The following is a 26494-nucleotide window of genomic DNA, read 5'->3' on the forward strand; positions in this document are numbered from 1 at the left end:
CACACAGTTGGACTCGGAAGGTGACTCTCCGGTTGTACTCCTGGATGTCATGGTTCTGTAACCGACCGTACGCCTTGCCGCCGCACTAACGGACAGTCACCGGCCGGGGGGGGGAGGGGGGGAGGGGGGACTCAGTGCCCCGGCGAAGGCCACGCTCCGCCGGGGCGCTGGCGGCCGAAGTCCCGTGAGGCAGACGGGAGTTCGACCCGCTACGCCACGCTCACCAGATCGACTCGACCCACTCCGGGTGGTCGATGAACGGGTTGCGGTTGCCCTGGTACGAGTCGTAGATGACCTCGTTGCGGCGCTCCTCGAAGGAGTCCGGCGGGTCCTCGTCGTTCCACTGCTTCAGCACGGAGAGGCGGCCCATGTAGGGGACGCTGCCGTTGGTGACGGCGTCGTTGGGTTCGAGGTCGGGCCAGCTGTCGTCGCCCTCGTAGCGGACGGCCATGTAGAGGATCATGCGGGCCACGTCGCCCTTGACGGCGTCGCGCGGCTCGAAGGAGTTGGAGTCGGTGAGGCTGCCGCCGCTGTTGGTGAAGCTGCTGCCGCCGTTGTCGAAGTCCTTGTTGCCGCGGATGGAGTTGACCTGGACGTCCTCGGGGCGCAGGTGGTGCAGGTCGGTGCCGGGTCCCGCGGAGGTGCCGAAGTCGCCGTGGGACTGCGCCCACACGTGCTCGCGGTTCCAGTTGCCGGTGTTGCCGCCGTTCAGCGACTTGCTGCGGGAGATGCCCGAGTAGAGCAGCTTCACGTTGTTGCTGTTGTTCGGGTCCTGGTCGGTGACCTTCAGCGCGTTCCAGACGGCCGAGTACGAGATCGTCGTCTGGTCGCTGATGATCGTGTGCAGGGAGTCCTTCAGGGCCGTACCGGTCTTGCCGATCGCGTCCGCGTAGTACGTGTCGTCGTACGCGGTCGTCGTCGCGGCGGCGGGAGAGGCGGTGGCCGTCGGCAGGGCGAGTCCGGCGAGCAGGGCCGAGGCCGTCAGCGCCAGGAATCTCCGTCGGCGTGTGTGCGTGGCGGGCATAGGGGGTGTCCGTTCTACGCGGGTTGAATGAGCGGCCAACGGACAGGAGGGTGACATGGACATGCAGTCAAAGAGGTGAACGGCGTGGGTCGGTTGTGTGTCGGGATCCGGTGGATCGGACGCACGGTGGGAGATCTGAACTTGTCGCCATGTGGGGCGAGTTGGGCGCACGGAGAGGAGTCCTGTGCCGCCTGGGAGTCTCGGTCGGTCATCTCGGTTGGTCATCGCGTGCTTCGGCCGGCGGTTCAGTCCAGGTCGGACATGTCGAGTACGAAGCGGTAGCGGACCTCGTTGCGCCGGAGGCGGTCGAGGGCCTCGTTCACGCGCGCCGAGGGGAGCACCTCGATGTCGGCGGTGATGCCGTGTTCGGCGCAGAAGTCGAGCATGGCGGCGGTCGCGAGCCGGCCGCCGCTGCCCGCGGAGCTGAGTTTCTTGCGTCCAACGAGCAGGTCGGTGGTCTCCACGGTGACGGGTCCGAGGTGGCCGAGGTGGCTGAGCGTTCCGTCCATGGCGACCAGGCGCAGGTAAGGGCCGAGGTCGTGCGGGGCGGAGATGGTGTCGATGACGACGTCGAACCGGTCGCGGGCGTCAGTCATCTGGTCCGGGTCCGTGGAGACGACGAGTCCGTGGGCGCCGAGACGACGGGCGTCGTCGGCCTTGCCCGGTGAGCGGCTGACGACCGAGGTGTCGGCGCCGAGTGCCACGGCGATCTTGACCGCGAGATGGCCCAGGCCGCCCAGCCCCGCCACGGCGACGCGGGTCCCCGGCCCCACACCGAGGGCGTGCAGCGGTTCCCAGACGGTGATCCCCGCACAGAGCAGCGGCGCGGCGGCGGCCGGATCCAGACCGGCGGGAAGAGGGTGGGCGAAGCGGTCACGGACGACGTACTCGCGGGAGTAACCCCCCAGGGTGGTCGATCCGTCGTGCCGGTCGACGCCGTCGTAGGTGAGGGTCGGGAACGCGTGGCAGAAGTTCTCCTGGCCGGCCCGGCACATGGCGCACTCGTCGCACGAATCGACGATGTTGCCCACCGCGACCGGGTCGCCGGCGGCGAAACGGGTGACCGCGGATCCGGCCTCGGTCACCACGCCCGTGAACTCGTGCCCCGGCACCAGGGGCTTGCCTCCTTCGCCGTTCCCGCCGTTCCCGCCGTTCCCGCCGTTCCCGCCGTTCCCGGCACTGGCGGCGCTGAGGGAGCTGACGGCGTGGACATCGGAGTGGCAGACGCCGCAGTAGTCGACCCGGACCGCGAGGTCGTCGGGGCGCAGGTCTCGCCGTTCCAGCGGCGTCCGCCGCAGCGTCGACGACGAGCCGTCCACCTGCCAGCCAACGGTGCTCCTCATGACTCCTCCTCACAGACAGACTGTTCGGTCTATTTGACCGTAGCGTATCCGGCGGACCAGGCAAACCAACTGTTCTGTCTGGTAGCGTCGAAGCATGGCTGATCAGCCCCTGACCCCGCGTGGAGCCGCGACGTACCAGCGCATCCTCGATGTGGCGACCCAGGAGTTCGCCGAGCACGGGATCGCCGGTGCGCGCGTCGAGCGGATCGTGGGGGCGGCACGCACGAACAAGGCGCAGCTCTACGCCTACTTCGGCAGCAAGGAAGGGCTCTTCGACGCCATCTTCTTCGGCTCGCTGGAGCGGATCGTGAACGTCGTCCCGATCGACGCCACCGACCTCGCGGACTGGGCCGTACGCCTCTACGACGAGTATCTCCGCCGCCCCGACCTCATCCGGCTGGCCACCTGGGCGCGTCTGGAGCGGCGCCCGGCCGGCCACCTGGTCGACGACCCCGACCGCCTCGACGACCGCAAGCTGCGCGCCATCGCCGAGGCCCAGGCCGCCGGTCTGGTGCGCCAAGGGGACCCGTTCGATGTGATGGCCATGGTGATCGCCATGTCCATGGCGTGGTCACCGGTCAGCAACGTCTACGCGGCGACCGCGCAGGAGCCTCCCGAACTGCACGAGCAGCGGCGAGACTTGCTCCGCGAGAGCGTCCGCCGCGCCGTGACCGCGTCTGGGCGTACCCAGTAACGCCGAACCGGCCTCCGGCTGGTGCCGGAGGCCGGTTCGCTATGGGATCGCCGGAGGGGGTGCCGGGTGCTGGGTGCTGGGTGCGGATCGGCTCAGCTGATGGTGTTCAGCATCGCTGCTGTGACGTGGTCGGCGGCGTTGCGGTGGCCGAGGGCGTTGGGGTGCACGAAGGCCGGCTGGTCAGGGAAGCGGGTGTAGATGCCTTCCACCCACTTTCCGGCGTCGCAGACGCTGTGGTTCTGGGAGGAGTCGTAGAGGTCGACGAAGCCGGCGGCTTCCTGTGTGCCGGTCGACTTCTCGATCGTCTTGTTGAGGGGTTCCAGGACGTCCTGGCGCAGCCAGTCGAGGTCGCCCTGGGTGATCGAGCCGAACTGCGTCAGGTCGTTGTAGCGGCACTTGGACGTGTCCTTGGGGATGACCGTGGGGTAGCCGACGGTCAGGATCTTCGCGTGCGGGGCGCGCTCGTGGAGCACGGTGAGCATCTCGTCGTAGTCGCGGCTGACCTTGTTCAGCCGGGCCGGGATGCCGGCGGCCAGGTCGTCCTTGCACGGGGTGCCCACTCCGCCGCTGCCCGCGCCCAGTTGCAGGCACTGGAAGAGGATGTCGGCGAAGCCGAGGGTGTTGCCGCCCGCGCCGACGGTGATCACGTCGGTGCCGGGGCCCACTGCCGCGGACTGAGGCGGCACCGCGGGGAAGGGGTAGTCCGGGTCCTCGGAGAGGGGCGGCAGGTGACGGCCGATCGGCTCCTGCGCTCTGAAAGTGACGTCTTCGATGGTGGCGGCGCCGCAGCTGACGTTGGTCAGGTCGAAGAGCGAGCCGAGGTCGCGGTCGATGACCTGGGGGTAGGACCGGTCGGTGCGCTCGCAGCCGTCGCGGGGGACTTCGAAGACGTCGCCCGCGGCCGGGATGACCCCGGCGGTGTAGGAGTCACCGAGGGCAACCCACTGGTAGTCCGCGGCGGCGGCGGGTTGAGCCCCGGTGAACTGCGCGGGGACGGCGGCGGCGGTGAGAGCTGCGGCCCAGCCGAGCAGGGCCAGACGAGTGCGGAAGCGTGCCACGAATCCTCCAGGGATACGGTGTTGGCGTCGCTTTGACCATAAATTGACCTTCACTAAACGCACTAGATCCATTACGGACAGTCACTTCAGCCTGCTGGGGTGCGTCTCTGTGGGTGACGGGGGTTCAGTGTGTCGACCACTCGCCCCCTATTCGCGACCGCTTCGGTGCGGTACTTGCGCGGTGCAGGGACGGTTCTTGATCGACTGCAGGATCCCGGCCGAACACACGTCCTCTCGGTGGCTGTCTTGTTCTCGATCGCTGGCAAGCTCAACCAGGCGCCGTCCGGGGCAGGGGCAGGGGCGGGAGCGGGGCGACCGGGCCGTCTGGGATAGCGTCCCTCTCACTTCGGACAAGTGAGTTCGGCCAAGTGAGTTCGGCCAAATGAGAGGGACGTCGTGCGGGTTCAGGTGCGTGGGCGGGGTGCCGGCCGGTGGATCACGTTCGGGGCGATCGCGTTCGGGTCGCTGTTCCTGGTCGTCGGGCTGATCCTCGCGGGGGTGTCGGTCTCGTTCCTGACGGACGCTCAACGTGCCCGGGGCACGGTGGTGACCCTGGAGTGGCGCAACGACCACAGCGGCGTATCGCGCAAGAAGCGGACGGACGACAAGCCCGCGGCGTACCCGGTGGTCGAGTTCACGTCGGCGGACGGCACGCAGAGGAAGTTCCGGGACTCCACGGGTTCCAACCCACCCTCGTACGAGGTGGGCGAACGGGTCGAGGTGCTCTACCGCGCGGATTCCCCCGACGACGCGCGGATCAACGGGTTCGCCTCGCTGTGGCTGCTGCCGCTGATCTTCGGCGGGATCGGGCTGCTGAGCGCGGGGATCGGGACGGTCGTCGCGTTGGTGACGCGGGGACGTTCCCAGGCCGCCCGTTGAAGGCGGGTGACCTCCACATCCGCCGTCCCGCGAGGGTGACTACGACGTCTTAATCGTCTTTCGTGCCCTGCCGAGCGGGAGTTAGTGTTCGCGAAGCGAGTGACTCACGAGGAGCGAAGACATGGTCGGTCGTCACAGCACGCGTTGACGTTCGAGGCCGTGAGCGGCCAGTCATCGCGTGCTGCCCTTGATGCGCGGCACAGCGAGCCTTCCTTCCCGCTGCCTGAAACGGGCGGCGCACCTGTCGTGCGCCGGTTGGCGGGTCTCGTCTTCGGTCATCCGAGGGGTCTCTGTGCCGTCCTCTTCCTCCTCTTCCTCCGCCGCATCCGAGGGTTTCGATTCCGGCCGACCTGTTTTGTCATCAAGCCTGTGGCGGGACCGCGACTTCCGCAGGCTCTGGGTGGGCCAGACGGCCTCCCAACTGGGCGAACACGCGAGTCTGGTGGTCCTGCCGCTCTTCGCCGTCCTGACGCTCAACGCCGATGCCGGCCAGTTGGGCGCCCTGCGCGCGGTGGGGCAGGCGCCGATCCTGCTGCTGTCGCTCCTCGCCGGCGCGTGGGTGGACAGGTGGCGGACCCGTACGGTGATGGTGCTCACGGACGCCGGCCGGGCCCTGGCACTGGGCGCCGCCGCCGTGGCAGGCCTCTTTGGCGCTCTCGGCCTGCCGGCGCTGCTCGCGGTCGCCTTCGCCGTCGGGGCTCTGTCCGTGTTCTTCGACCTGGCCTACCAGACGTCTTTGGTACGGCTGGTGACGCGCGATCAGTTGGTGCGGGGCAACAGCGCACTTGAGGGCAGTCGGTCCGCCGCGCAGATCGGCGGTCCCGCCCTCGGCGGCGCGCTGGTGTCCGTGCTGTCGGCGCCGATCGCCGCCGCGTCCAGCGCGGCGTTCTTCGCGCTGTCGTTCCTGTCGATCCGAGGGATCGGTCGCCGCGAATCCGTCCCGGACCGCTCGGACCGCTCGGACCGCTCGGACCGGTTGGACTGCACCGACTGCTCGGACTGCTCGGAACCTCCTCCTCGGACTCGGATCTGGCGGCGGGTCCACGAGGGCCTCCGCTTTGTCGCCGGTGATGCCTCGCTGCGGACCGTGTGCCTCGCGTCAGCCGCCTTCCAGTTCTTCTTCTCGGCTGTGATGACCGTCTATCTGCTGTTCCTGCCAAGGGACCTGCACCTGTCGGGCACCGCCGTCGGGCTGGCACTCGCGGCGACGGGGCCGGGCGCGCTCCTGGGCTCGCTGCTGGCCGCCCGGCTGCCGAGCCGCTTCGGACACGGCGCTGTGTTCGTGTCCGCGGCGGCGCTCGGCGACGGCGTGTTCCTGTTGGTGCCCGCACTGCACGGTTCCTCCGCGGTGACGGTTCCCGCGCTCCTCACGGTCAACTTCGTCTTCGGGACCTTCAGCCAGCTGGTGAACGTCACGGTCATGGCCATCCGGCAGACCGTCACTCCGGACGGGATGCAGGGCCGCGCCGCCGCGACGATCAACTTCGTCGGCATGGGAATGACCCCGCTCGGCTCGCTGCTCGGCGGCTTCCTCGCGGAAGTGTGGGGGATGCGCACCAGCCTCCTGGTGACAGCCGCGGGCATGCTGCTGTCGCCGGCTCTGATGGCCCTGTCCCCCCTCGCCCGCCTGGGACGGACGCTTCCCGCCCCACCGGAGAGTCCGGTTCGGTCCGCGTGAGGGCGCGCGGTAGCCCTTGAGGACGGCCCGGCCTGCTCAGCGCGCCAGCAGATCGATGGCGACCTTCAGCCGTTCGAGAAAGAACTCCCGTGACGGAGCCTGATGCTTGAGGCCGATTGATGCGCTGATCATCGTCTGGGCGACGGCAAGCGCCGCCTCCCGTCCTGTCTCCGATGCGATCGCAGCGGTGATCAGTTCCTCAAAACGCCGTGGCGCGGTCTCGGCTGTCTCACCTAGTAGATCGGGGTTGGCTTCGATGACCTCCGTGACATCGCGTGTCAATGGGCCGATGTAGCGGCCCGCCCACTGGTCGAACGCTTCGACGAGACGCTCTGGCAGGGGGCGTCCGGTGTCAGCCAGGACGTGTTCGACCGCTGTGATGTCGCGTTCCAGGACCTGGGTGACCGCGGCACGGAACAGGACTTCTTTCGAGGAGAAGAGGAAGTAGAGCCCTGGCCGGGAGATGTGCGCCGCCTGCGCCACCGCCTCCATCGAGGTCTTCCGGTAACCGAATCGCGCGAACGTGGTCAGGGCGACGTCCAGAACTGCGGTCCGCCGGCTGGTGTCGGCGACTGTCGAGGACGGGGGGCCGGCATCAGGGCTGCTCATGGACCGAGCATACGAGTAGTATCCGAACTATACAAATCAAGTCTAATCTGTATAGTCCTGGTCATGGCCGAGTCCGAACTCATCTCCACACCCTTCACCGCCGCCGGCACCGCAGACGACGTGCTGCGAGGCCATGACCTGACCGGCGTCCGCGCCATCGTGACGGGAGCTTCGTCCGGTATCGGGATCGAGACCGCTCGCGCGTTGACCGCTGCCGGGGCAAAGGTCACCCTCGCCGTCCGGAACACGACCGCGGGCGACACCGTCTCTGAGGCCGTCGCAAAGTCCACCGGAAGAACCCGGCCCCAAGTCGCTCGGCTCGACCTCGCCGACAGGACGACCGTCGCACGATTCGTCAACGCGTGGCGTGGCCCTCTGCACCTTCTGATCAACAACGCAGGCGTGGTCACCGGTGGCCTCGAACGAACCCGTGAGGGCTGGGAGTTGCAATTCGCGACAAACCATCTCGGCCATTTCGCCCTCGCCACCGGCCTGCACGGCGCCCTGGCCCTGGGAGCGTCCGACCGTGACGGAGCTCGGATCGTCTCGGTGAGTTCAACCGCGCACATGCGTTCGGGCATTGACTTCGACGACCTTCACTTCGAGCGCCGCAGCTACGACCCGCAGATCGCCTACGCTCAGTCGAAGACGGCGAACTCCCTGTTCGCCGTCGAGGCCACTCGTCTGTGGGCACCGGATGGGATCGTCGCCAATACCGTGAACCCTGGCGGCGTCGCCACGGGCCTGCAACGGAACTTCACACCACAACAGAGGCAGTCGCTCGACGCAGCCGAGGCCGCCGGTGTCTTCACGTACAAGACGGTTGAGCAGGGGGCCGCGACCAGCATCGTCGCGGCCGTCTTTCCAGCCTTCGCTCACTCCGGCGGCCATTACCTCGATGACACGCAAGAGGCATACACCGTGCCGAACGACGCCGACCTCGCGCAGCATCCCCACGGTGTCAAGGAATGGGCGCTCGATCCCGCGATCGCCGAGCGCCTCTGGGCAGTCTCGGCCAATCTCCTGCGGGCCTAGGTGTGCTGTTCGGACAGGTTGGTGACGCGGCTGGCCGGTGTGATCACGGCGTCCGAGCCGTCTTGGAAAGCTCGCCGTCACGACAGCTTGGGTTGATAACCTGTGGCGATGGACGAGGTGTTGGACGACGGGCCGTTCTTTCACGGCACAAAGGCCGAGCTACGGGTCGGAGATCATCTCACCGCCGGTTTCCGTTCCAACTACCGGCCCGAAATCGTGATGAACCACATCTACTTCACCGCGTTGCGCGACGGCGCGGGACTCGCGGCGGAACTCGCCGTCGGCGACGGGGCCCCGCGAGTGTATGTCGTCGAACCGACCGGGGAGTTCGAGAACGATCCAAACGTCACCGACAGGAAGTTCCCTGGCAATCCCACTCGCTCCTATCGCAGCAGGGAACCGCTCCGGATCGTTGGCGAGGTCACCGACTGGACGCGACAGACACCCGAAGCTCTCCAGGTGTGGCGAGACCGGCTGGCCGCAATCCGTCTGGATGACCGCGCCGAAATCATCAACTAGCGGGTATTGCGCCCTGCATGACAGCGGGTCGACGCTGCCCATCGGCATCCGGAGAGGTAACTGAATGCACGACACGGCCGACTTCATCGCCGAGACCTACGCACTCGGTGCCGGGCCCTGGACAATGACCCCGGTCACCCGTGGCGCATTGGGCCAGATCTGGAAGCTCTCCGGAAACGGCTCCGCATGGGCGATAAAGGAACTCCTCTTCGGCTGCGACGTGGAACAGGTGCGCCGGGAGGCCGCGTTACGGCACGCCGCGGAGCAGCTGGGAATCGCGTCACCGCGACTCATCCCCAACCGCCACGGCACACACGTCTCACAGCTGACCCCTTCTTCCCGCGGGTCCTACGTGAAGCTGTACGACTGGATCGACGGCACCAAGGCGGACGCATCCGACCCGGGCATCCTGGACTGGTTCGGCCGGACCATGGCACTCCTGCACAGGGCGGGAGAAGGCGCGAACGACACACCGGTCTCCTGGTACGAACAGTGCCCTCAGGACGCCGACTGGAAGGACCTGCACAGCAAGGTTCATCAGGCCGGCCTGCCGTGGGCGGACGCGCTGGGCAGGTTCGTCGACACGTCCGCGGCTGAGCTGGCGCACTGGGTGACCCCGACCGCCTCCGGCGATCTCGTGACGTCCCACTGTGACCTGCAACCCCAGAATGTCCTGGTCCGCCCGGACGGGCCGGTCCTCCTCGACTGGGACAACGCCGGGCCCATTTCCGCGGAACGAGAACTCGCCCGCGCCGTCTACGTATGGTCGGGCCGCAACCAGGTGAACCACCATTCCGCCCGGCGCCTGATGCGGGCCTATCGAAGCGCCGGAGGCACGGCGACCATCAAGGGGGCGCAGTCCTTCTCCATGCTTTTCGCGACGGACCTGAACTACATCCAGGTACAGGCGGAGTGCTCCGTCGACCCGGCCGTGACCTCCACGCAACGCGAGTTCGCAAGCAACCAGGTCGTCGATTCCTTGCGCAGGCTGCCAAGTCTGGCGGCCGTCGCCGAGTTGACCGACGCGCTCGGGACGGTGTGACAACCAGACGTTGTGGACATTCTGAGCGATGAGTTTTCCGCCCGGCTTCGGTCTACTCCCTGGCGTTGTCCGCAGAACACAGGAAGGGTCGCGGCCATGAAGTTCACCACGAAGATGCTCCAGACCGGCAACAACACCGGCGTACCGGTTCCGGCGGAGGTGGTCGAAGCCCTCGGGGGCGGCAAGCGCCCGGCCGTCAACGTCACGGTCAACGGCTACGCATACCGCTCCACGATCGCCTCCATGGGCGGCCAGTTCCTGATCCCGTTCAGCGCCGACAAGCGGCGGGAGTCGGGGATCTCCGGTGGCGACAGCATCGACGTCGAGCTGGAACTGGACACCGCCCCGCGCACGGTGGAGCCGCCCGCGGACCTCGCTGCGGCCCTGGCCGCGGTGCCGGGGGCCGAGGAGGCGTTCGGCACGCTCTCGCCCAGCCGTCAGAAGGCACACGTCACGTCGGTCAACGACGCGAAGACCGACGCGACGCGGCAGCGACGCGTCGCCAAGGTGGTTGAGGAACTCACGCCTCGTTAGTCGCGCTGTTTCACTTGAGCGGTGTTCGGTTCAGCCGGTCAGATCGCCGTGCTTGACGGCCGCGACGAACGAGGACCAGCCGGTCGCCGAGAAGAGCAGGGCGGGTCCGTGGGGGGCCTTGGTGCGGCGGCTGGCCCGGCGGCGTACCCTGCGGCTCGCCGTGCACGGCATCGACATCGGCCCGCGGGTCATCCACGGTGTCGAGGTGACCGCGTGACCGGCGGCCAGACCGGAACCGTGAGACTGCTCCCCTGGTCCGGTCAGGGAAGAAAGCCCTGCTATCTCGTCGGCGACGGGACCGGATACCTCTCCCGCGTGGCCGACAACATCGAGTGCGTGCAACTGGGTATGTCCGCTCAACTCCTCGACCACGCCGCCGACATGCTCGCCGACCACAAGGCCACCACTGCACAGCTCCGTTTTCTGGTGGCGCGCATGACCGAGGCGCTGCGCGACGTTCACCGCATCGCGGAGAGCAGGGGCGCCAGACTTCCCGCACCCCCAAGCGGTGATGCCGACGACATTGACGACCCATCGGGAACCTGCCCCGCCTAGCGGTCGCCAGTTTGGATCGAGAGTCCCAGCGACACACCGCACGCACAGCGTGTCGCTGGGACTGGGAAGCCAATTGATCCCGGTCCCCCCTCGGTGAGCCCGCCCTTGCTGATCCCTTCCGTGGGGAACTGGCGTACAACTTTCGGTCATCCGTGTGAGTCAAAGGGGCGAGTGCGCCGTAAGCGTGCTCAAGTCGCTTCAACGGGGATGGGAAAGCCTTCATGACTCACCGGACATCCAGGCGTGCGCGGGTGCTCGCCGGGGCCCTCGGGGCCGGACTGCTCATACCGTGCGTGGCCGCCGCGACACCGGCCGCCGCCGCGCCGGCCGCGCCGCAGGTCACCTGCACTTCCAACCAGGCGGGCCTGGCAACGAAGTTGCAGAGGGACATCACGGCGGCCCTCAGAAACCGCACGGGGACCATAGCCGTCGGCCTCTACGACCGGTCCACGAACACCACCTGCACCCTGCGCGGCAGCACGGCCTTCGACTCGGCCAGCGTCGTGAAGGTGACCGTGCTCGCCACCCTCCTGTGGGACGCGAAGAAGCACAACCGCTACCTCACCCAGCGCGAGTCCGACCTCTCCAAGGCCATGATCACCAAGTCGGACAACAACGCCACCAGCACACTGTGGCGGCAGCTCGGGCTGACGAAGATCAAGGGCTTCCTGGCCGCCGCCGGGATGACCCAGACCAAGCCGGGCGCGGACGGCTACTGGGGGCTGACCCAGATCACCGTCCGGGACGAGCAGAAGCTGCTCAAGCTCATCACCGCCAAGAACACCGTGCTGAGCGACAACTCCCGCGCCTACATCCTCAAGCTCATGGGCCAGGTCATCTCCTCCCAGCGCTGGGGCACGCCGGCCGGGGCGCCCTCCACCGTCTCCGTGCACGTCAAGAACGGCTGGCTGCCCCGCGCCACGCACGGCTGGCGCGTGCACAGCATCGGCACCTTCAAGGGCGCCGGACACGACTACATGATCTCCGTGCTCACCCACGGCAACCCCGACATGACCTACGGCGTGAACACCATCCAGGGCGTCGCGAAGGCCATCCACAAGGACCTCGTGCCGGTCACCAGCACCGCGAGCGCCCAGCGGTACGTCCCCACGAGCGAGCCCAAGGAGGCGTTCGTACCGGTGCCGACGAGGGGCTGAACTCCTCTACGTTCACGGGGAGTCCACCTCACAGGCGCCCTGTTCGTCCTACCGTGACGGCATGCGCCTCAGAAGCCTGAGAACTCTTCTCGCGACCGTCACCGCCGGTCTGGCGGCGGCCACCACGCTCGCCGCCGCCGGACCGGCCAACGCCAACCTGTCGAAGGGCAACCTGCCGAAGGGCAACGCCTGTTCGCCCGCCGTCTCCATCGACGGCTTCTCCGACGCGCTCGACAAGACGACGTACGAGGGCACCTTCGTCGGCAACTTCTCCGCCCTCGCCCCGAACGGCGACGGCTCCCTCCTCGCGCTCTCGGACCGGTCCGCCCTCTTCTCGCTGGACCGTCGCACCCTCGCGCCGAAGGGCGTCGTCCCGCTGGCCGACGAGAAGGGCGCGGCCCTCGACTCCGAGGGCCTGGCCGTCGACAGCGACGGCACGCGGCTGATCACCTCGGAGACCGAGCCGTCCGTACGCCGGTACGACCGCGACGGCCACCTCCTGGGCGGCGGCCTGCCCGTGCCGGACGCGCTCAAGGTCGCTCCGGCCGGACGCGCCACCGTCAACCAGACCTTCGAGGGGCTCACCCTCTACCCCGGTGGCCGCACCCTCCTCGCCTCGATGGAGGGGGCGCTCTCCGGTGACGCGGCCGGGATCGTCCGCTTCCAGACCTGGGACCGGCGTCATGGCCAGGAGTTCCGGCTGTCGGCCCAGTACGGGTACCGGACCGACTCCGGCCTCGGCGTCCCCGAGGTCCAGGCGACCCCCGACGGCCGCCTGCTCGTCCTGGAGCGCGGCTTCACCGCCGGTGTCGGCAACACCGTCCGCCTCTACCTGGCCGACCCGCGCCGGGCCACGGACACGAGTGGCGTCGAGAACCTCACGGGACAGGGCGACGTACGCCTCATCCGGAAAACCCTCCTGGCCGACCTCGTGACCTGCCCCACCCTGGGTGCCACCGCCAGGCAGCCCCAGCCGAACCCCCTGCTGGACAACATCGAGGGCATGGCGATCACCGGGTGGGCGAAGGGGCGCCTGAAGGTGCTGCTGGTGAGCGACGACAACCAGAACGCCGTACAGACGACACGGTTCTACTCGTTGCGAGTGTCGTTGCGAGTGCGGGTCTGAGACGACGCCGAGTTGCCCCGCCGACCACCTCGGTCCAGGTCTGTGAGGTGGTCGGTGGTGCCTCCGTGCCACTCGATGAGGAAGAGGGTGGCGTCGTCGCTCGTGCGTCCGCCCCGTGCGTCCTTCAGCGTGTGGGACAGCCGGCGCACGGTCGCCCGTACCCCTTCACCGGCCTTCCCGACGCGGTTGACACAGTCGATGAGCTGTTGCTCCCCGAACTGCTCCCCGCCGGTCTCGTGCTCCTCGATCACGCCGTCGGTGTAGCACAGCAGCCGGTCCCCGGGATGGAGCTGGATCTCGCTCGTGCGGGGCTGTTCGCCGCCGAAGCCCACCGGGAGGGTGGTCGGGCCGTGCAGGGCTTCCGCGCCCCCCTGGTCGCGGATCAGCAGGGGGGCGGGGTGCCCGGCGTTGACCCACTCCAGGTGGCCGGTGGAGATGTTCAGGTGCAGCATCTGCGCGGTGACGAAGTGGTCGGGCCCGAACTGCCGGGCGATGGCCTGGTCCATGAACGTGTACTTCTCGGCCAGGCTGATGTCGCCGCGCCGGGCGTGGCGGTAGGCGCCGATGGCGACGGTGGCCATGGTGGCGGCGTCCAGGTCGTGGCCCATCGCGTCGATGACGGCCACGTGCAGGATGCTGTCGTTGAGGGCGTAGTCGAAGCTGTCGCCGGCGACGTTGTAGGCGGGCTCCAGGATCCCGGCCACCTCGACCTGCGGCACGGACATCGCCAGCGGCGGCAGCAGGGTCCACTGCATCTCCGCGGCCACGCTCATCGGCTCCCTGCGCCGGGCCAGGAAGAACAGGTCGGTGTAGGCGTGCTTGGTGACCATCATGTCGGCGACCAGGCTGGCGAGCCTGCGCAGCAGACGCCGGTCGTGGTCGTCCACCTCGTCCAGGGTCAGGGCCAGCACGCCGATCTGGTCGCTGCCGTCAAGCAACGGCAGATACATCCGTACGGCGCCGTTCTGCGCGACTTCGACGGTGTCGGCGTGCAGGAAGGACTGCCCGGCCGGAGAGTCACCGATCGCCTCGGGCTCGCCGACCACCAGTCTCCTGCCCGGCAGCGGCACCAGCAGTTCCTGTGCGTAGTCCTGCAGCAACACCGAGACGTCACGCCCGCCGATCCTGGCCACCCGCTCCGCGATCAGCGGAGCGATCATGTGCGGCGGCACCAGGTGGGCCCGGTCCAGCAGCGCCCCCAGAAGCCGCTCACCGAAACCCTCGGACCGGTCCACCACACTGTCCGTCACGGCCCGCTCCTTCACTTCTGCCCGCCCGGCCCCCGAGCGGCGCGGGTGCCGCACATCGCCCAGCACCGGGAATCCTCAGGGGTTCTCAGGGATTCTGCTGTCCGGCCGCCCCCCACGGGCCCCAGCACACCCGTCGCGGACCGCTGAGCACTCCAACAGCGCAACCGCTTCCGCCGCGCGCCGCGCGCCGACGCCGACCCCGACCCCGATTGTTGCGGAGGGATGAAATCCGGTCCCATCCGCGTTGGTGCCTTCCGGTACATCAGGACAGACGGGAGGCACCGGGGTGGCAGCGGAGCAGGGGGAGAAACAGGGCTGGGCACGGAGGCTCGCCGGATACGCCTGGCGGTACCCCAAGGACGTCGTCCTCGCCCTCGGCTCCTCCCTGGCCGGCATGGCCCTCATGGCCGTGGTCCCCCTGATCACCAAGGTGATCATCGACGACGTCGTCACCGACCACACCCGGAGCATGGCCCCCTGGGCCGGCGCGCTGATCGGCGCCGCCGTCCTCGTCTACGTGCTCACGTACATCCGCCGCTACTACGGCGGCCGCCTCGCCCTCGACGTCCAGCACGACCTGCGCACCGACATGTACGGGACGATCACCCGGCTCGACGGGCGCCGTCAGGACGAGCTGTCCACCGGGCAGGTCGTCGGGCGGGCCACCAGCGACCTCCAGCTGATCCAGGGCCTGCTCTTCATGCTGCCGATGACCATCGGCAACATCATGCTCTTCCTGATCTCCCTCGTGATCATGGCGTGGCTGTCGCTGCCCCTCACGCTGGTCGCGATCGCCGTCGCCCCCGCCCTGTGGTGGATCGCCAAGCACAGCCGCACCCGCCTGCACCCGTCCACCTGGTACGCGCAGGCCCAGGCCGCCGCCGTCGCGGGCGTCGTCGACGGCGCCGTCAGCGGCGTCCGCGTGGTCAAGGGGTTCGGGCAGGAGGAGCAGGAGACGGGCAAGGTCCGGGAGGTCGGCCGCAAACTGTTCGCCGGGCGGCTGCGCACCATCCGGTTCAACTCGAAGTACACCCCGGCACTCCAGGCCGTTCCCGCCCTCGGCCAGGTCGCCATGCTGGCCCTCGGCGGCTGGCTCGCGGTGCGCGGGCACATCACGCTCGGTACGTTCGTCGCGTTCTCCAGCTACCTCGCCCAGCTCGTCGGCCCCGTCCGCATGCTCGCCATGGTGCTGACCGTCGGCCAGCAGGCACGGGCGGGCACCGAGCGCGTGCTGGAGCTGATCGACACCGAGCCGACCCTCAAGGGCGGCACGAAGACGCTTCCCGCCGACGCCCCCGCGACGGTCGAGTTCGACGACGTGTCCTTCGCCTACGAGGACGCCTCCGGAAAGAAGGCCCCCGTCCTCGACGGCCTCAGCTTCGAGATCCGGCCCGGCGAGACCCTCGCCGTCGTCGGTTCCTCCGGCTCCGGCAAGTCCACGGTCTCCCTGCTCCTGCCGCGTTTCTACGACGTCACGCACGGTGCCGTCCTCGTCGGCGGCCACGACGTCCGCGAGCTCACGCTGGACTCCCTGCGCTCCGCCATCGGGCTGGTCCCGGAGGACTCCTTCCTCTTCTCGGAGACCGTCCGCGACAACATCGCCTACGGCCGCCCCGACGCCACCCAGGAGCAGATCGAGACCGCCGCCCGCGCCGCCCAGGCGCACGGGTTCGTCACCGACCTGCCCGAGGGGTACGACACCAAGGTCGGCGAGCACGGCCTGACCCTCTCCGGCGGCCAGCGCCAGCGCATCGCGCTCGCCCGCGCGATCCTCACCGACCCGCGCCTCCTCGTCCTCGACGACGCGACCTCCGCCGTGGACGCCCGCGTCGAGCACGAGATCCACGAGGCGCTCGGGCAGGTCATGGAGGGCCGGACGACCCTCCTCATCGCCCACCGCCGCTCCACCCTCAACCTCGCCGACCGCATCGCGGTCCTCGACCACGGCCGTCTCGCCGACCTCGGCACCCACGAGGAGCTCCAGGAGCGGTCCGCCCTCTACCGCAGGCTGCTCACCGACCCCGACGAGCTGGGCGGGGTCTCGCCCGGACACGTCAAGCCGACGCCTCCGCAGGAGGACACCTCGCTACGGGACGAACTCGACGCCGAGTTCGACGCCGAGCGAGGCATCACCCCCAGGCTGTGGACCGGCGACCGGGAGCCCCGCGACCTCGCCCTCGACGGCACCCCCGCCACTCCCGAACTCCTCGCCCAGGTCGACGCGCTGCCCCCGGCCACCGACATCCCGGACATCGACGAGGCACGCGCGGTCACGCCGGAGGCGTCGTACGGCCTGAGGCGGCTGCTCCGCGGCTTCGGCCGCCCCCTGCTCCTCAGCCTCGCCCTCGTCGCCACCGACGCCGGCATGGGACTCCTCCTGCCCGTCCTGGTCCGCCACGGCATCGACAACGGCGTGACCCAGCTGGCCCTCGGCGGGGTGTGGGCCGCGTCCGTGCTGGCGCTGCTCGCCGTACTGGCCCAGTGGGCCGCGCAGATCGGCGAGACGCGGATGACCGGACGGACCGGTGAGCGCGTCCTGTACTCGCTCCGGCTGAAGATCTTCGCCCAGCTCCAGCGGCTCGGACTCGACTACTACGAGCGGGAGCTGACCGGCCGGATCATGACGAGGATGACGACGGACGTCGACGCCCTCTCCACCTTCCTCCAGACGGGCCTGGTCACGGCCTTCGTCTCGGTCGTCACCTTCTTCGGCATCATGGTCGCGCTGCTCGTGATCGACGTACAGCTGGCGCTGGTCGTCTTCGCGACGCTGCCGCCGCTGATCATCGGCACGTTCTTCTTCCGCCGGGCGAGCGTGAAGGCGTACGAACTCGCCCGTGAACGCGTGGCGCTGGTCAACGCCGACCTCCAGGAGTCGGTGTCCGGGCTGCGGATCGTGCAGGCGTTCCGGCGCGAGCGGGACGGGGGCGAGCGGTTCGCGGCGGGCAGCGACAGCTACCGCAGGGCGCGGGTCCGCGGGCAGTGGCTGATCTCCGTGTACTTCCCGTTCGTGCAGCTGCTGTCGTCCGTGGCGGCGGCCGCCGTGCTGGTCGTGGGCGCTCACCGGGTGGACGCCGGGACGCTGACGACGGGCGCGCTGGTCGCGTACCTGCTCTACATCGACCTGTTCTTCGCGCCCGTGCAGCAGCTCTCCCAGGTCTTCGACGGCTACCAGCAGGCCACCGTGTCGCTGGGCCGCATCCAGGAGCTGCTGCGGGAGCCCACCTCGACGAAGGCGGCCGAGGAGCCGCTGGAGGTGCTGTCCCTGCGCGGCGACATCACCTTCGAGGACGTGCACTTCGCGTACGGCGCCGCCGATGAGACCGACGCGGCCCTCGGAGGGGTCGCGCTGACGATCCCCGCCGGGCAGACGGTCGCCTTCGTCGGTGAGACGGGCGCGGGCAAGTCGACCCTGGTGAAGCTGGTCGCGCGCTTCTACGACCCGACGGGCGGGCGCGTGCTCGTGGACGGCACCGATCTCCGTCACCTGGACATCACGTCGTACCGGCACCGGCTGGGCGTCGTCCCGCAGGAGGCGTACCTGTTCCAGGGCACCGTCCGCGACGCCATCGCCTACGGACGCCCCGACGCCACCGACGCCGAGGTGGAGGCCGCGGCCCGGGCCGTCGGCGCGCACGACATGATCGCCACGCTGGACGGCGGCTACCTGCACGAGGTCGCCGAGCGCGGCCGCAACCTCTCCGCCGGGCAGCGCCAGCTGATCGCGCTGGCCCGTGCCGAGCTCGTCGCCCCCGATGTCCTGCTCCTCGACGAGGCCACGGCCGCGCTCGACCTCGCCACGGAGGCCCAGGTCAACCAGGCGACGGACCGTCTCGCCGGCCGCCGCACCACGCTGGTCGTCGCCCACCGCCTGACGACGGCCGCCCGTGCCGACCGCGTCGTCCTCATGGACCACGGCCGGGTCGTCGAGGACGGTACGCACGAGGAGTTGCTGGCGCTGGGCGGGCGCTACGCGGAGTTGTGGCGGACGTTCGTGGGGGAGCCGGTCAGCGCGGCGGGCTGACGGTGGTGGGGGTGCCTGGGGTGGGTTTGTCGGGTGTGGGTGGGTGGGGGACTGGTCGCGCGGTTCCCCGCGCCCCTTGAAAACCGTGCAGATCCCCGCGGCCCTGAAACTGCTGCCCCGCCCGCGCGAATGCAGCCCCTCCGGCGTTTGAGGAGCGGAATCCGGGGCGGAGCCCCGGGCGGGCATGCAACCATCGGGCACACGTCGTGCGTCCGTACATCAGTACGTCTTCTGCCCGGGGAGAGGTGAACTGGTGAGCGGTGGAGTGACGGGGACGCATGGTGGGGTACGGCGGCCGATGGCGCTCGTACTGGCTCTGCTGACGGCGGCCGGGCTGCTCGTGGTGGCCGGACCGGGCCGCGCCGAGGCGGCCTCCTGCGGGGCGCGCAAGGTCCGTACGCTGTCGTTCTCCACGGGCTACGTGCACGTCTACAAACGCGGGGGATACGTCTGCGCCGTGACCGTCGCCAAGAAGCGGGACGGCACCCTCAGGTGGATGTCCGCCAGCGTCCAGGCGCGGGGGAACCGCCCGATGATGCGCGAGGGGAAGCGCAAGTACCGCATCAGCACCGACGCCGTGCACGCCGGACGGCGGTGCGTCCGGGTGAAGGGCGCCGTCGGCGGCGGCAACGTGACCTCGGGGTGGATCCTCTGCTGAGCCGGCCCCGCAGGGCCGACCGCGCACAGGGTTTTCCCTAATCTCCGCTGGTGCGTGGCCAGTTGACGCCCTCCTCCCCTGGTGCGCCCACCACTGACTCCACTAGGTTCCGGCGCACAGATGAGTCACAGGGGAGATTCCATGCGCAAGGCGCTCAGATGGCTGCTGGCGCTCGTGGTGCTCATAGGCACCGTGAGCACGGCCGGAGCGGCCACCGCCGCTCAGCCGCGGGCCACCGGCACCGACATCAAGGACCAGCTGCTCTCGATCCCGGGCATGAGCCTGATCGAGGAGAAGCCGTACACCGGCTACCGCTTCTTCGTCCTCAACTACACCCAGCCGATCGACCACCGGCACCCGTCCAAGGGCACGTTCCAGCAGCGCATCACCGTGCTGCACAAGGACACCAGCCGCCCGACGGTCTTCTACACCGGCGGCTACAACGTCTCCACGAACCCCGGCCGCCGCGAACCCACGCAGATCGTGGACGGCAACCAGGTCTCCATGGAGTACCGCTTCTTCACGCCGTCCCGCCCCGCCCCGGCCGACTGGTCCAAGCTCGACATCTGGCAGGCGGCCAGCGACCAGCACCGCATCTTCAAGGCGCTGAAGAAGATCTACTCGAAGAAGTGGATCTCCACCGGCGGCTCCAAGGGCGGCATGACCGCCACCTACTACGAGCGCTTCTACCCGCGCGACATGGACGGCGTCGTCGCCTACGTCGCCCCCAACGACGTGGTGAACAAGGAGGACTCGGCCTACGACCGGTTCTTCGCAGGCGTCGGCACCAAGGAGTGCCGCGACCGCCTGAACGCGGTGCAGCGCGAGGCCCTGGTGCGCCGTGAGCCGCTGGAGAAGAAGTACGCGGACTACGCCGCCGCCGAGGGCCTCACCTTCACCACGATCGGCAGCCTGGACAAGGCGTACGAGGCGACCGTGCTCGACTACGTGTGGGGTTTCTGGCAGTACAGCCTGCTCTCGGACTGCGACAGCGACACCATCCCGAAGGACGCCAAGGCCGCCACGGACGACGAGATCTGGACATCCATCGACACGATCTCCGGCTTCTCCGCCTACGCCGACCAGGGCCTGGAGCAGTACACGCCGTACTACTACCAGGCGGGCACCCAGCTCGGCGCGCCGACGATCGAGTTCCCGCACATCGAGAAGAAGTACATCCGCTACGGCTACCAGCCGCCGCGGAACTTCGTGCCGCGCGACATCCCGATGAAGTTCCAGCCGTTCGCCATGCGCGACGTGGACACCTGGGTCCGCCACAACGCGAACCACATGCTCTTCGTCTACGGCCAGAACGACCCGTGGGGTGCCGAGCCGTTCCACCTCGGCAAGGGCGCCCGTGACAGTTACGTCTTCACGGCGCCGGGCCTCAACCACGGTGCGAACGTGGCCGGTCTGGTGGCCGACGAGAAGGCCCTGGCCACGGCCCGCATCCTGGAGTGGGCGGGCGTGGCCTCCGCCGCGGTCCAGGCGAACCCGGACGTGGCGAAGCCGCTGGCCAAGTACGACGCCAGGCTCGACAAGCGCGACATCGAGCGCGAGATGACGCTCAGGCCGTAACCCGACCTGCACGAAGACGGGTTGAGGCCGAGCCCCGGTACCGCCGTCACGCGGTGCCGGGGCTCACTTCTGCCCGGAGTTCCCGGAGTTCCCGGCGTTCCCGGAGCCTCCGGTGTCCTCCGTGTCGAGACTCACCCAGCCCGCCTTCGACGACGGGGCGTAGATGATGCCGCCCGCCACCATCGGCTCGGTGGACAGCCCCAGTTCCATCCCGCTGTCGTCCTCGATGTCCGGCACGCTGTGCTGGTAGAGGAGCTTGCCCGTGCGTGCCCCGTAGACGGCGACGCCCCGGGTGTTGGCGACGTAGACGCGGTCCCCGGCCTGGACGGGAGGCGCGTCGGCCGGGCCTCTGCCGGGCAGGGTCTTCCGCCACAGCTCCCTCTGCTCGACCGGATCGACGGCGACGAGCTCACCGCCCGTGTCGGTGGGCGCCACGAACAGCACCCGCCTCGGGGTGACGGACAGCTCGGGCGCCCCGATCTGACCGTTGCCCAGGATCGCGTCGACCGGGGTGCGCTCGCCCTTGGCGCCTTCCTTGAGCTCCTGGCGCAGGATGGACCACTTCGAGCCCGTCTTGTCCGTCAGGGCGCAGTACAGCCGGGTCGTGCCGTCCTCGTCGAGCAGTGCCTCACTGCCGGTGTCGCACGGCGCCGACAGCTCGAACGCGGCGACGCGCGCACCGCTGCCGGTGTCGACGACCGTGACGAGGTTCTCGCCGAGGACGTCGGCGGAGGTGCCCGTGAAGACGTAGAGCCGGTCCCCCACGACCCGCAGCGCGGGCGGATGCCCCGTCCCGCCGTCGGCGGACACGCGAGCCCTCAGCGTCCAGCGCTCCTTGCCCGAGCGCGCGTCGACGGCGTGCACCAGCCCGTCGTGGTCCACGGCGTACACCCGCTGGCCGTCGCTGATGAGCCGCTGCGTCAGGATCGGCGTCGTGTAGCGCCACTTCACCTTGCCGTCGGCGAGCGAGAGACCCACGATCCGGTCGCCGACGTTGACGATCGCGGTGTCGCCGACGACGACCGGGGTGTTCTGGCCGTACGCCGACGCCTTGTCGGTCCGCCACAGCTCCTTGCCGGTCGCGGCGTCGAGCCGGACCGTACGGTCGCCTACGCACACCAGGGACGGCGGGGACGACTGGGCGTACACGCAGTCGCTGTTCTGCAGGTTGTACTGCCACTGCCGCCAGCCCTCCGGCCGGCGTTCCGGGCCGTCGCGGTACGTGAACGTGAAGCCGCCCGACCCGGACTGCGTGCTCCGGTAGTCGGCGGAGCCCTCCGGCTGGGTGGCGGTGCGTGTGCTCGCGCCCGGTTTCGCGGCCGTATCGGGGGACGTGGAGCCGTCCGCGCCGTTGTCGAGCGCGTACATCAGTCCGCCCGTCAGGGTGGCGATCGCCACGACCGCGGCCGCCACGGACATGACGAGGCGCCGGCGCCGCCGGGGTGGGGGAGTGGGCGCCGAGCCCGCGCCCGCCGTGGTCTGCTCCCCGGGAGGGCGGGGCGCGGGCGCGCGGAGCATCACGGTGTCCGGCGAGTCGAGGACGGCCGGGCCGACGGGCGGGAAGGACGTGCTCTGCAGCAGGGCGAGCAGCTCGTCCGCCGTCGGGCGCTCGGCCGGCTCCTTGGCCAGGCAGCGCTCGACCACCGGCAGCAGCCAGTCGGGCACCCCGTCCAGGTCGGGCGGCTCGTGGACGAGCTGGTACGCCACCGCGTACACGTCCGTGGCGTCGAACGGCACATGGCCGCTCGCCGCGTACGTCAGCACCGAGCCCAGCGAGAAGACGTCGCTCGGCGGCCCGACGTCCTTCTGGGCGCGGATCTGCTCCGGCGACATGAACGGCGGGGTGCCGACCGCGATCCCGGTGCCCGTGGGCATGTCGGTGTCGGCTGCGCGCACGATGCCGAAGTCGATGACCCGGGGACCGTCGTCGGCGAGCAGGACGTTGGCCGGCTTGAGGTCGCGGTGCACTATCCCGGCGCGGTGGATGTCGCGCAGCGCCTCGGCGAGGCCCGTGGCGAGGCGGTACAGCTCGTCGGCTCCCAGCAGCGGCCCCAGTTTGATGCGCTGGTCCAGCGGCTGCCCCGGTACGTAGAGGGTGGCCATCCAGGGCGGGTCGGCGTCGGGGTCGGCGTCGACGACCGGTGCGGTGAAGGCGCCGCTGACCTGGCGGGCGGCGGTGACCTCGCGCCGGAACCGCTGCCGGAAGTCGGGCCGGTGGACGAGGTCGGTGCGGATCACCTTGACGGCGACCTGGCGGCCCGAGGGCGACGTGCCGAGATAGACGCGGCCCATGCCGCCGGAGCCGAGGACGGACTCCAGGCGGTAGCCGGGGATCTCCGGCAGCTCACCCGTGCCCTGAGCGTCCTGAGCGTCCTGGGCCATGCGTTCCCCCATCGTCGTACGGCCGGCAAATGATGATATCGATCCGGCCCCGCACCTCAGGAGGCCCTCGTGCGCCAGGAGTTGGCGGCACCCGCGCTCGTCCGCGGAAAGGCAGCTCAGCGTACTGGGGGGCCTCAGACGGGGCGGGCGCAGCCCACCGGGTCGTCGCCCCCGAGCTGGACGTAGAGCGCCGTGGCGGCGGGGCACTGGGAGCGCTTGCCGACGGCCGAGCCGACCTCGTACTCGGGTGCCTTCTCGCCCTTGCCGTCGCAGGCCGTCTCGCGGACCTCGCCCTTGCCCGTGCTGTACACGCAGTCGCCGACGATCGTGCGGGGCCCGCCCCCGCCGCCGGGGTCGCCCGGATGCGGCGGCGTGAGCTTGCGCATACAGGCGTAGCCCTGCGGGACCGTGCCGTCGCCGTCCTCGTCGTAGTCCGGCCGGGACTCGCTGATGTGGAGTACGAAGTCCGTGGTCGCCGGGCAGGCCGGCCCCTCGGACACCATGCCGCCGTGCCGGGCCACCACGCGGGCCGCGGCCCGCTCGCTCGCGCAGGGCACCTCCGTGAAACTGGTCGTCCCGAAGGAGCTGCACTCGTCGACTCCGAGGAACTCCGCCCCGAACCCGGACGCGCGGGTCGCCGAAGCGGTGGCGGCGGTGGGCTCACCGCCGGGTCCGGAACCAGAGCCGGACCCGGACCCGGACCCGGGTCCAGACCCGGAACCGGACCTGGACCCGGAACCAGGCCGGGACTCGGAACCGGACCACTGCTGACACCCGCTGAGTACCGCCATCGTCACCACCAGGGCCATCGCCACCGCGACGGCCCGTGAAGCGGCCCGCACCCCTCGCTCGACCACGACCATGATTCAGTCCCCCCGACGCACCCCCGCCGTCCAGCGTGGCCCGCCAGGGAGGGTCACGTCAGACGAACGGGGGGCTTTAACCCCATCGGGGGTGGTGCGCCCGGTGTGCGGCGTACGTCTAGTACGTCAGCCCGTGCCCGATCGGATACAGCACCTGCGTCGGGTCGTCCGCGCGCTGCACCGGCACCGGCAGCCTCCCACGCGGCGCCGCACGTCCCGCGATCACCCGTGCCGCGGCCCGCAGTTCGACATCCGTCCAGGAGTACGACGCCACGTACGCGCCCACATCGGGGAGCTGGGCCACGTCGTACGGGTTGCGGACGGCGACGGCCACGACGGGAACGCCGGTGGCGAGGAGCGCTTCGACGAGTGTCCGCTGCGAGCTCGACGCCGTCACGTTGTACGTCCCCACGACCACCGCGTCCTTGCCGTCCGCCGCCGCGACCGCCCTGTCGATGGTCGCCTGCGTGGGAGCCGTGCCGGTGGACAGCGCCGTGGCCGTGAAGCCCAGTTCGGTGAGGGCGGTGGCGAGGACGGTGGTGGGCGGTCCCGTGGTGCCGGAGGGCGACGCCGGGTCGGCGCCGACGACGAGCACGTTGCGGTGGCCGCGGCGCGAGAGGGGCAGCAGCCGCTGCCTGTTGACCAGCAGGGTGGTCGTGCGCTCGGCGATACGGTCGGCGGCCGCGAGGTGGGCCCGGGTGCCGACGACCCGGTCGACCCCGGCATGACTGACGTACGGCTTCCCGAACAGCCCGAGCCCGGCCTTGAGCCGCAGGACGCGCAGGATCGACTGGTCGAGACGGGCCTCGGTGAGCTCGCCGCCGCGCACCGCGTTCAGGACGGCGTTCCAGGCGACGTCCAGGGACGGCGGGTTGAGCAACTGGTCGACGCCGGCCTTGAGCGCGAGCACGGGCACCCGGTCGTCGCCGTACTTGGTCCGCACGCCCTGCATGCCGAGCGAGTCGGTGACGACCACGCCGTCGTAACCGAGCTCCTCGCGCAGGATGCCGGTGAGGATGGGGTGGGAGAGGGTGGCCGGGTCCTCGGCCGGGTCGAGGGCCGGGACCATGATGTGCGCGGTCATGATCGAGCCGATGCCGGCCCGGATCGCGGCCCTGAACGGCGGGGCGTCGAGCCGGGTCCACTGCTCCCGGGTGTGCTTGATCTCCGGGAAGCCGTAGTGGCTGTCGGTCTCGGTGTCGCCGTGCCCCGGGAAGTGCTTGGCCGTGGCGGCGACCCCGGAACGCCGGTACCCGTCGACCTGGGAGACGACCATCCGGGCCACCGCCTCCGGGTCGGCGCCGAAGGAGCGTACGCCGATGACCGGGTTGGCGGGGTTGACGTTCACGTCGGCGACGGGCGCGTAGTCCTGCCGGATGCCGAGGGCGCGGAGCTCGGCGCCGCCGAGCCGCCCGGCCGTGCGGGCGTCGCGCCGCGACCCTCCCGCGCCGAGGGCCATCGCGCCGGGGAAGAGGGTGGCGGGCTTGCCCACGCGCGCGACTATCCCGTGCTCCTGGTCGGTGGAGATGAGGACGGGGAGCCCGCGGGGCAGGTCGAGGGAGGCGCGCTGGATGCCGTTCGACAGGTCGGCGATCTGGTGGGGGTCACGGGTGTTGTGAGCCCAGGAGAAGTAGATGATCCCGCCGACGCGGTACCTGGCGAGCAGCTCGGCGGCCGTGCGTACGCCGATCTCCTTGAGGTTGGCGTCGATGTCGGCCTGGTCGGGTGCGGTCGCCGAGTGCCCGTAGACGCGCATCACGAAGAGCTGGCCGACCTTCTCCTCCAGGGTCATGCGGGAGATGAGGGCGCGGAGTTCTTTGTCGTCGGCGCCGGCTTCGGGGCCCGCGGCGTCGGCCGTGGTGCCCTCCAGGGCCAGGGCGGCGGTGACTCCGGCGGTGGCGGCGAGGAGGGTACGTCTGGAGGGGCTTGAGGGGCTGGGTCGTTTGGGGGGCTTTCCGGTGCTTCCTGTGCTGGAGTCGCGCATGGGCGCTCCTTCCCTCATGAAGGAAACTTCCGAGGAGTCACGAATATCCAGCAAGTTTCTTCCAGTCAAGGGAACGCACCGTAACCCGGCGCATGGTGAGGGGCCGTCACCGGCGCTGTCGGAGGGGGCGCGCCGGTGACGGCGTGCTGCCGGCCGCGTGCGGCGGAGAGGGTGGTCAGCGATCGCAGCCAGCGGCGAGGGCCGACACCGCACTACGGAGACTCTCCGGCAGTTCGGGGGTTGGACGGGGCGGGGTGGGGGTGGGTTCCCGGGGGGACAGGGAATCGCTGGAAGTTGGTGCGGGAGTGGCTGGTGGGTGCGTTCTCGTCTGCCGGGTTCCGTGTGGGGGCGGCTGCGGGTGGGTTCGTGGCTGGTCGCGCAGTTCCCCGCGCCCCTTACGGGGCGCGCCCTGTGGCTCGTCGAGTGGCTGGGGCGCCTGCGCGGTGGTTCGTGGGGCGGGGGCGCGTACGCGGCAGAGGGCAGTCACCGGTTTCGGTGACTG

The 26494-nt window shown here is 69.9% G+C and carries 21 protein-coding genes and 1 pseudogene; 13 read left to right on the forward strand and 9 right to left on the reverse strand.

Translation table 11 applies throughout. The annotated features are described in order from the left end of the window. Nucleotides 1–220: 220 nt before the first annotated feature. Both AB0959_RS34260 and AB0959_RS34265 read right to left on the reverse strand, forming a co-directional pair. A complete protein-coding gene (locus AB0959_RS34260; protein WP_366830612.1) occupies nt 221–1024 on the reverse strand; it encodes an endonuclease in 804 nt (267 codons plus the stop codon). 245 nt (nt 1025–1269) lie between these two features. Further along, nucleotides 1270–2367: an NAD(P)-dependent alcohol dehydrogenase gene (locus AB0959_RS34265; protein WP_366830613.1), complete on the reverse strand. Its 1098-nt coding sequence runs from the start codon at nt 2365–2367 to the stop codon at nt 1270–1272. Between the two features lie 94 nt (nt 2368–2461). On the opposite strand from AB0959_RS34265, the gene AB0959_RS34270 reads away from it, so the two are divergent. Beyond that, on the forward strand, nt 2462–3061 hold the full coding sequence (locus AB0959_RS34270) for a TetR family transcriptional regulator (RefSeq protein WP_366830614.1): 600 nt from the start codon (nt 2462–2464) through the stop codon (nt 3059–3061). A 92-nt stretch (nt 3062–3153) separates the two neighbouring features. Here AB0959_RS34270 and AB0959_RS34275 read toward each other — a convergent pair whose 3' ends face one another. After that, entirely contained in the window at nt 3154–4119 is a 966-nt protein-coding gene (locus AB0959_RS34275; protein WP_366830615.1) for an SGNH/GDSL hydrolase family protein, read from the reverse strand. A gap of 396 nt (nt 4120–4515) precedes the next feature. On the opposite strand from AB0959_RS34275, the gene AB0959_RS34280 reads away from it, so the two are divergent. Both AB0959_RS34280 and AB0959_RS34285 read left to right on the forward strand, forming a co-directional pair. Then, nucleotides 4516–4998: a DUF3592 domain-containing protein gene (locus tag AB0959_RS34280; protein WP_366830616.1), complete on the forward strand. Its 483-nt coding sequence runs from the start codon at nt 4516–4518 to the stop codon at nt 4996–4998. 367 nt (nt 4999–5365) lie between these two features. Next, nucleotides 5366–6676, forward strand: a complete 1311-nt coding sequence (locus AB0959_RS34285) for an MFS transporter (protein WP_366830678.1) — start codon at nt 5366–5368, stop codon at nt 6674–6676. Between the two features lie 36 nt (nt 6677–6712). Here AB0959_RS34285 and AB0959_RS34290 read toward each other — a convergent pair whose 3' ends face one another. Continuing rightward, on the reverse strand, nt 6713–7285 hold the full coding sequence (locus AB0959_RS34290; RefSeq protein WP_366830617.1) for a TetR/AcrR family transcriptional regulator: 573 nt from the start codon (nt 7283–7285) through the stop codon (nt 6713–6715). Nucleotides 7286–7348: 63 nt separating this feature from the next. On the opposite strand from AB0959_RS34290, the gene AB0959_RS34295 reads away from it, so the two are divergent. The 4 genes from AB0959_RS34295 (at nt 7349) to AB0959_RS34310 (ending at nt 10415) form a co-directional block, all read left to right on the forward strand. Further along, nucleotides 7349–8320, forward strand: coding sequence for an SDR family NAD(P)-dependent oxidoreductase (locus AB0959_RS34295; protein ID WP_366830618.1), 972 nt, complete (start codon nt 7349–7351; stop codon nt 8318–8320). Nucleotides 8321–8428: 108 nt separating this feature from the next. Beyond that, nucleotides 8429–8839 carry an NAD(+)--rifampin ADP-ribosyltransferase gene (gene arr, locus AB0959_RS34300; protein WP_366830619.1) on the forward strand — a complete coding sequence of 137 codons (411 nt, stop codon included), beginning with the start codon at nt 8429–8431 and terminating at the stop codon, nt 8837–8839. Nucleotides 8840–8903: 64 nt separating this feature from the next. Continuing rightward, nucleotides 8904–9881, forward strand: coding sequence for an aminoglycoside phosphotransferase family protein (locus tag AB0959_RS34305; protein WP_366830620.1), 978 nt, complete (start codon nt 8904–8906; stop codon nt 9879–9881). A 96-nt stretch (nt 9882–9977) separates the two neighbouring features. After that, nucleotides 9978–10415: a YdeI/OmpD-associated family protein gene (locus AB0959_RS34310; RefSeq protein WP_366830621.1), complete on the forward strand. Its 438-nt coding sequence runs from the start codon at nt 9978–9980 to the stop codon at nt 10413–10415. Between the two features lie 30 nt (nt 10416–10445). Here AB0959_RS34310 and AB0959_RS34315 read toward each other — a convergent pair. After that, nucleotides 10446–10544: pseudogene (locus AB0959_RS34315) on the reverse strand (DUF397 domain-containing protein); the annotation flags it as partial. A gap of 84 nt (nt 10545–10628) precedes the next feature. Here AB0959_RS34315 and AB0959_RS34320 point away from each other — a divergent pair. From AB0959_RS34320 to AB0959_RS34330, 3 genes are all read left to right on the forward strand, one after another. Then, nucleotides 10629–10970: a hypothetical protein gene (locus AB0959_RS34320; RefSeq protein ID WP_366830622.1), complete on the forward strand. Its 342-nt coding sequence runs from the start codon at nt 10629–10631 to the stop codon at nt 10968–10970. A gap of 221 nt (nt 10971–11191) precedes the next feature. Further along, entirely contained in the window at nt 11192–12127 is a 936-nt protein-coding gene (locus AB0959_RS34325; protein WP_366830623.1) for a serine hydrolase, read from the forward strand. A gap of 61 nt (nt 12128–12188) precedes the next feature. Further along, nucleotides 12189–13253 carry an esterase-like activity of phytase family protein gene (locus tag AB0959_RS34330; protein ID WP_366830624.1) on the forward strand — a complete coding sequence of 355 codons (1065 nt, stop codon included), beginning with the start codon at nt 12189–12191 and terminating at the stop codon, nt 13251–13253. On the opposite strand, the gene AB0959_RS34335 is transcribed toward AB0959_RS34330, so the two are convergent. Beyond that, on the reverse strand, nt 13217–14503 hold the full coding sequence (locus tag AB0959_RS34335; protein WP_366830625.1) for a PP2C family protein-serine/threonine phosphatase: 1287 nt from the start codon (nt 14501–14503) through the stop codon (nt 13217–13219). The two genes, AB0959_RS34330 and AB0959_RS34335, sit on opposite strands and share 37 nt — an antisense overlap. 286 nt (nt 14504–14789) lie before the next feature. On the opposite strand from AB0959_RS34335, the gene AB0959_RS34340 reads away from it, so the two are divergent. From AB0959_RS34340 to AB0959_RS34350, 3 genes are all read left to right on the forward strand, one after another. Then, entirely contained in the window at nt 14790–18527 is a 3738-nt protein-coding gene (locus tag AB0959_RS34340) for an ABC transporter ATP-binding protein (protein WP_366830626.1), read from the forward strand. Nucleotides 18528–18825: 298 nt separating this feature from the next. Continuing rightward, entirely contained in the window at nt 18826–19185 is a 360-nt protein-coding gene (locus tag AB0959_RS34345) for a hypothetical protein (RefSeq protein WP_366830679.1), read from the forward strand. A gap of 141 nt (nt 19186–19326) precedes the next feature. Then, on the forward strand, nt 19327–20763 hold the full coding sequence (locus tag AB0959_RS34350) for a S28 family serine protease (RefSeq protein WP_366830627.1): 1437 nt from the start codon (nt 19327–19329) through the stop codon (nt 20761–20763). A 63-nt stretch (nt 20764–20826) separates the two neighbouring features. Here the strand turns inward: AB0959_RS34350 and AB0959_RS34355 are convergent, their stop codons facing one another. The 3 genes from AB0959_RS34355 to AB0959_RS34365 form a co-directional block, all read right to left on the reverse strand. Next, nucleotides 20827–23145: a serine/threonine-protein kinase gene (locus AB0959_RS34355; protein ID WP_366830628.1), complete on the reverse strand. Its 2319-nt coding sequence runs from the start codon at nt 23143–23145 to the stop codon at nt 20827–20829. Between the two features lie 134 nt (nt 23146–23279). Beyond that, entirely contained in the window at nt 23280–24008 is a 729-nt protein-coding gene (locus tag AB0959_RS34360) for a hypothetical protein (RefSeq protein WP_366830629.1), read from the reverse strand. A gap of 118 nt (nt 24009–24126) precedes the next feature. Next, entirely contained in the window at nt 24127–25992 is a 1866-nt protein-coding gene (locus AB0959_RS34365) for a glycoside hydrolase family 3 protein (RefSeq protein ID WP_366830630.1), read from the reverse strand. Nucleotides 25993–26494 lie beyond the last annotated feature (502 nt).

The organism is Streptomyces sp. NPDC046862, assembly GCF_040704615.1.
Taxonomy (GTDB): domain Bacteria; phylum Actinomycetota; class Actinomycetes; order Streptomycetales; family Streptomycetaceae; genus Streptomyces.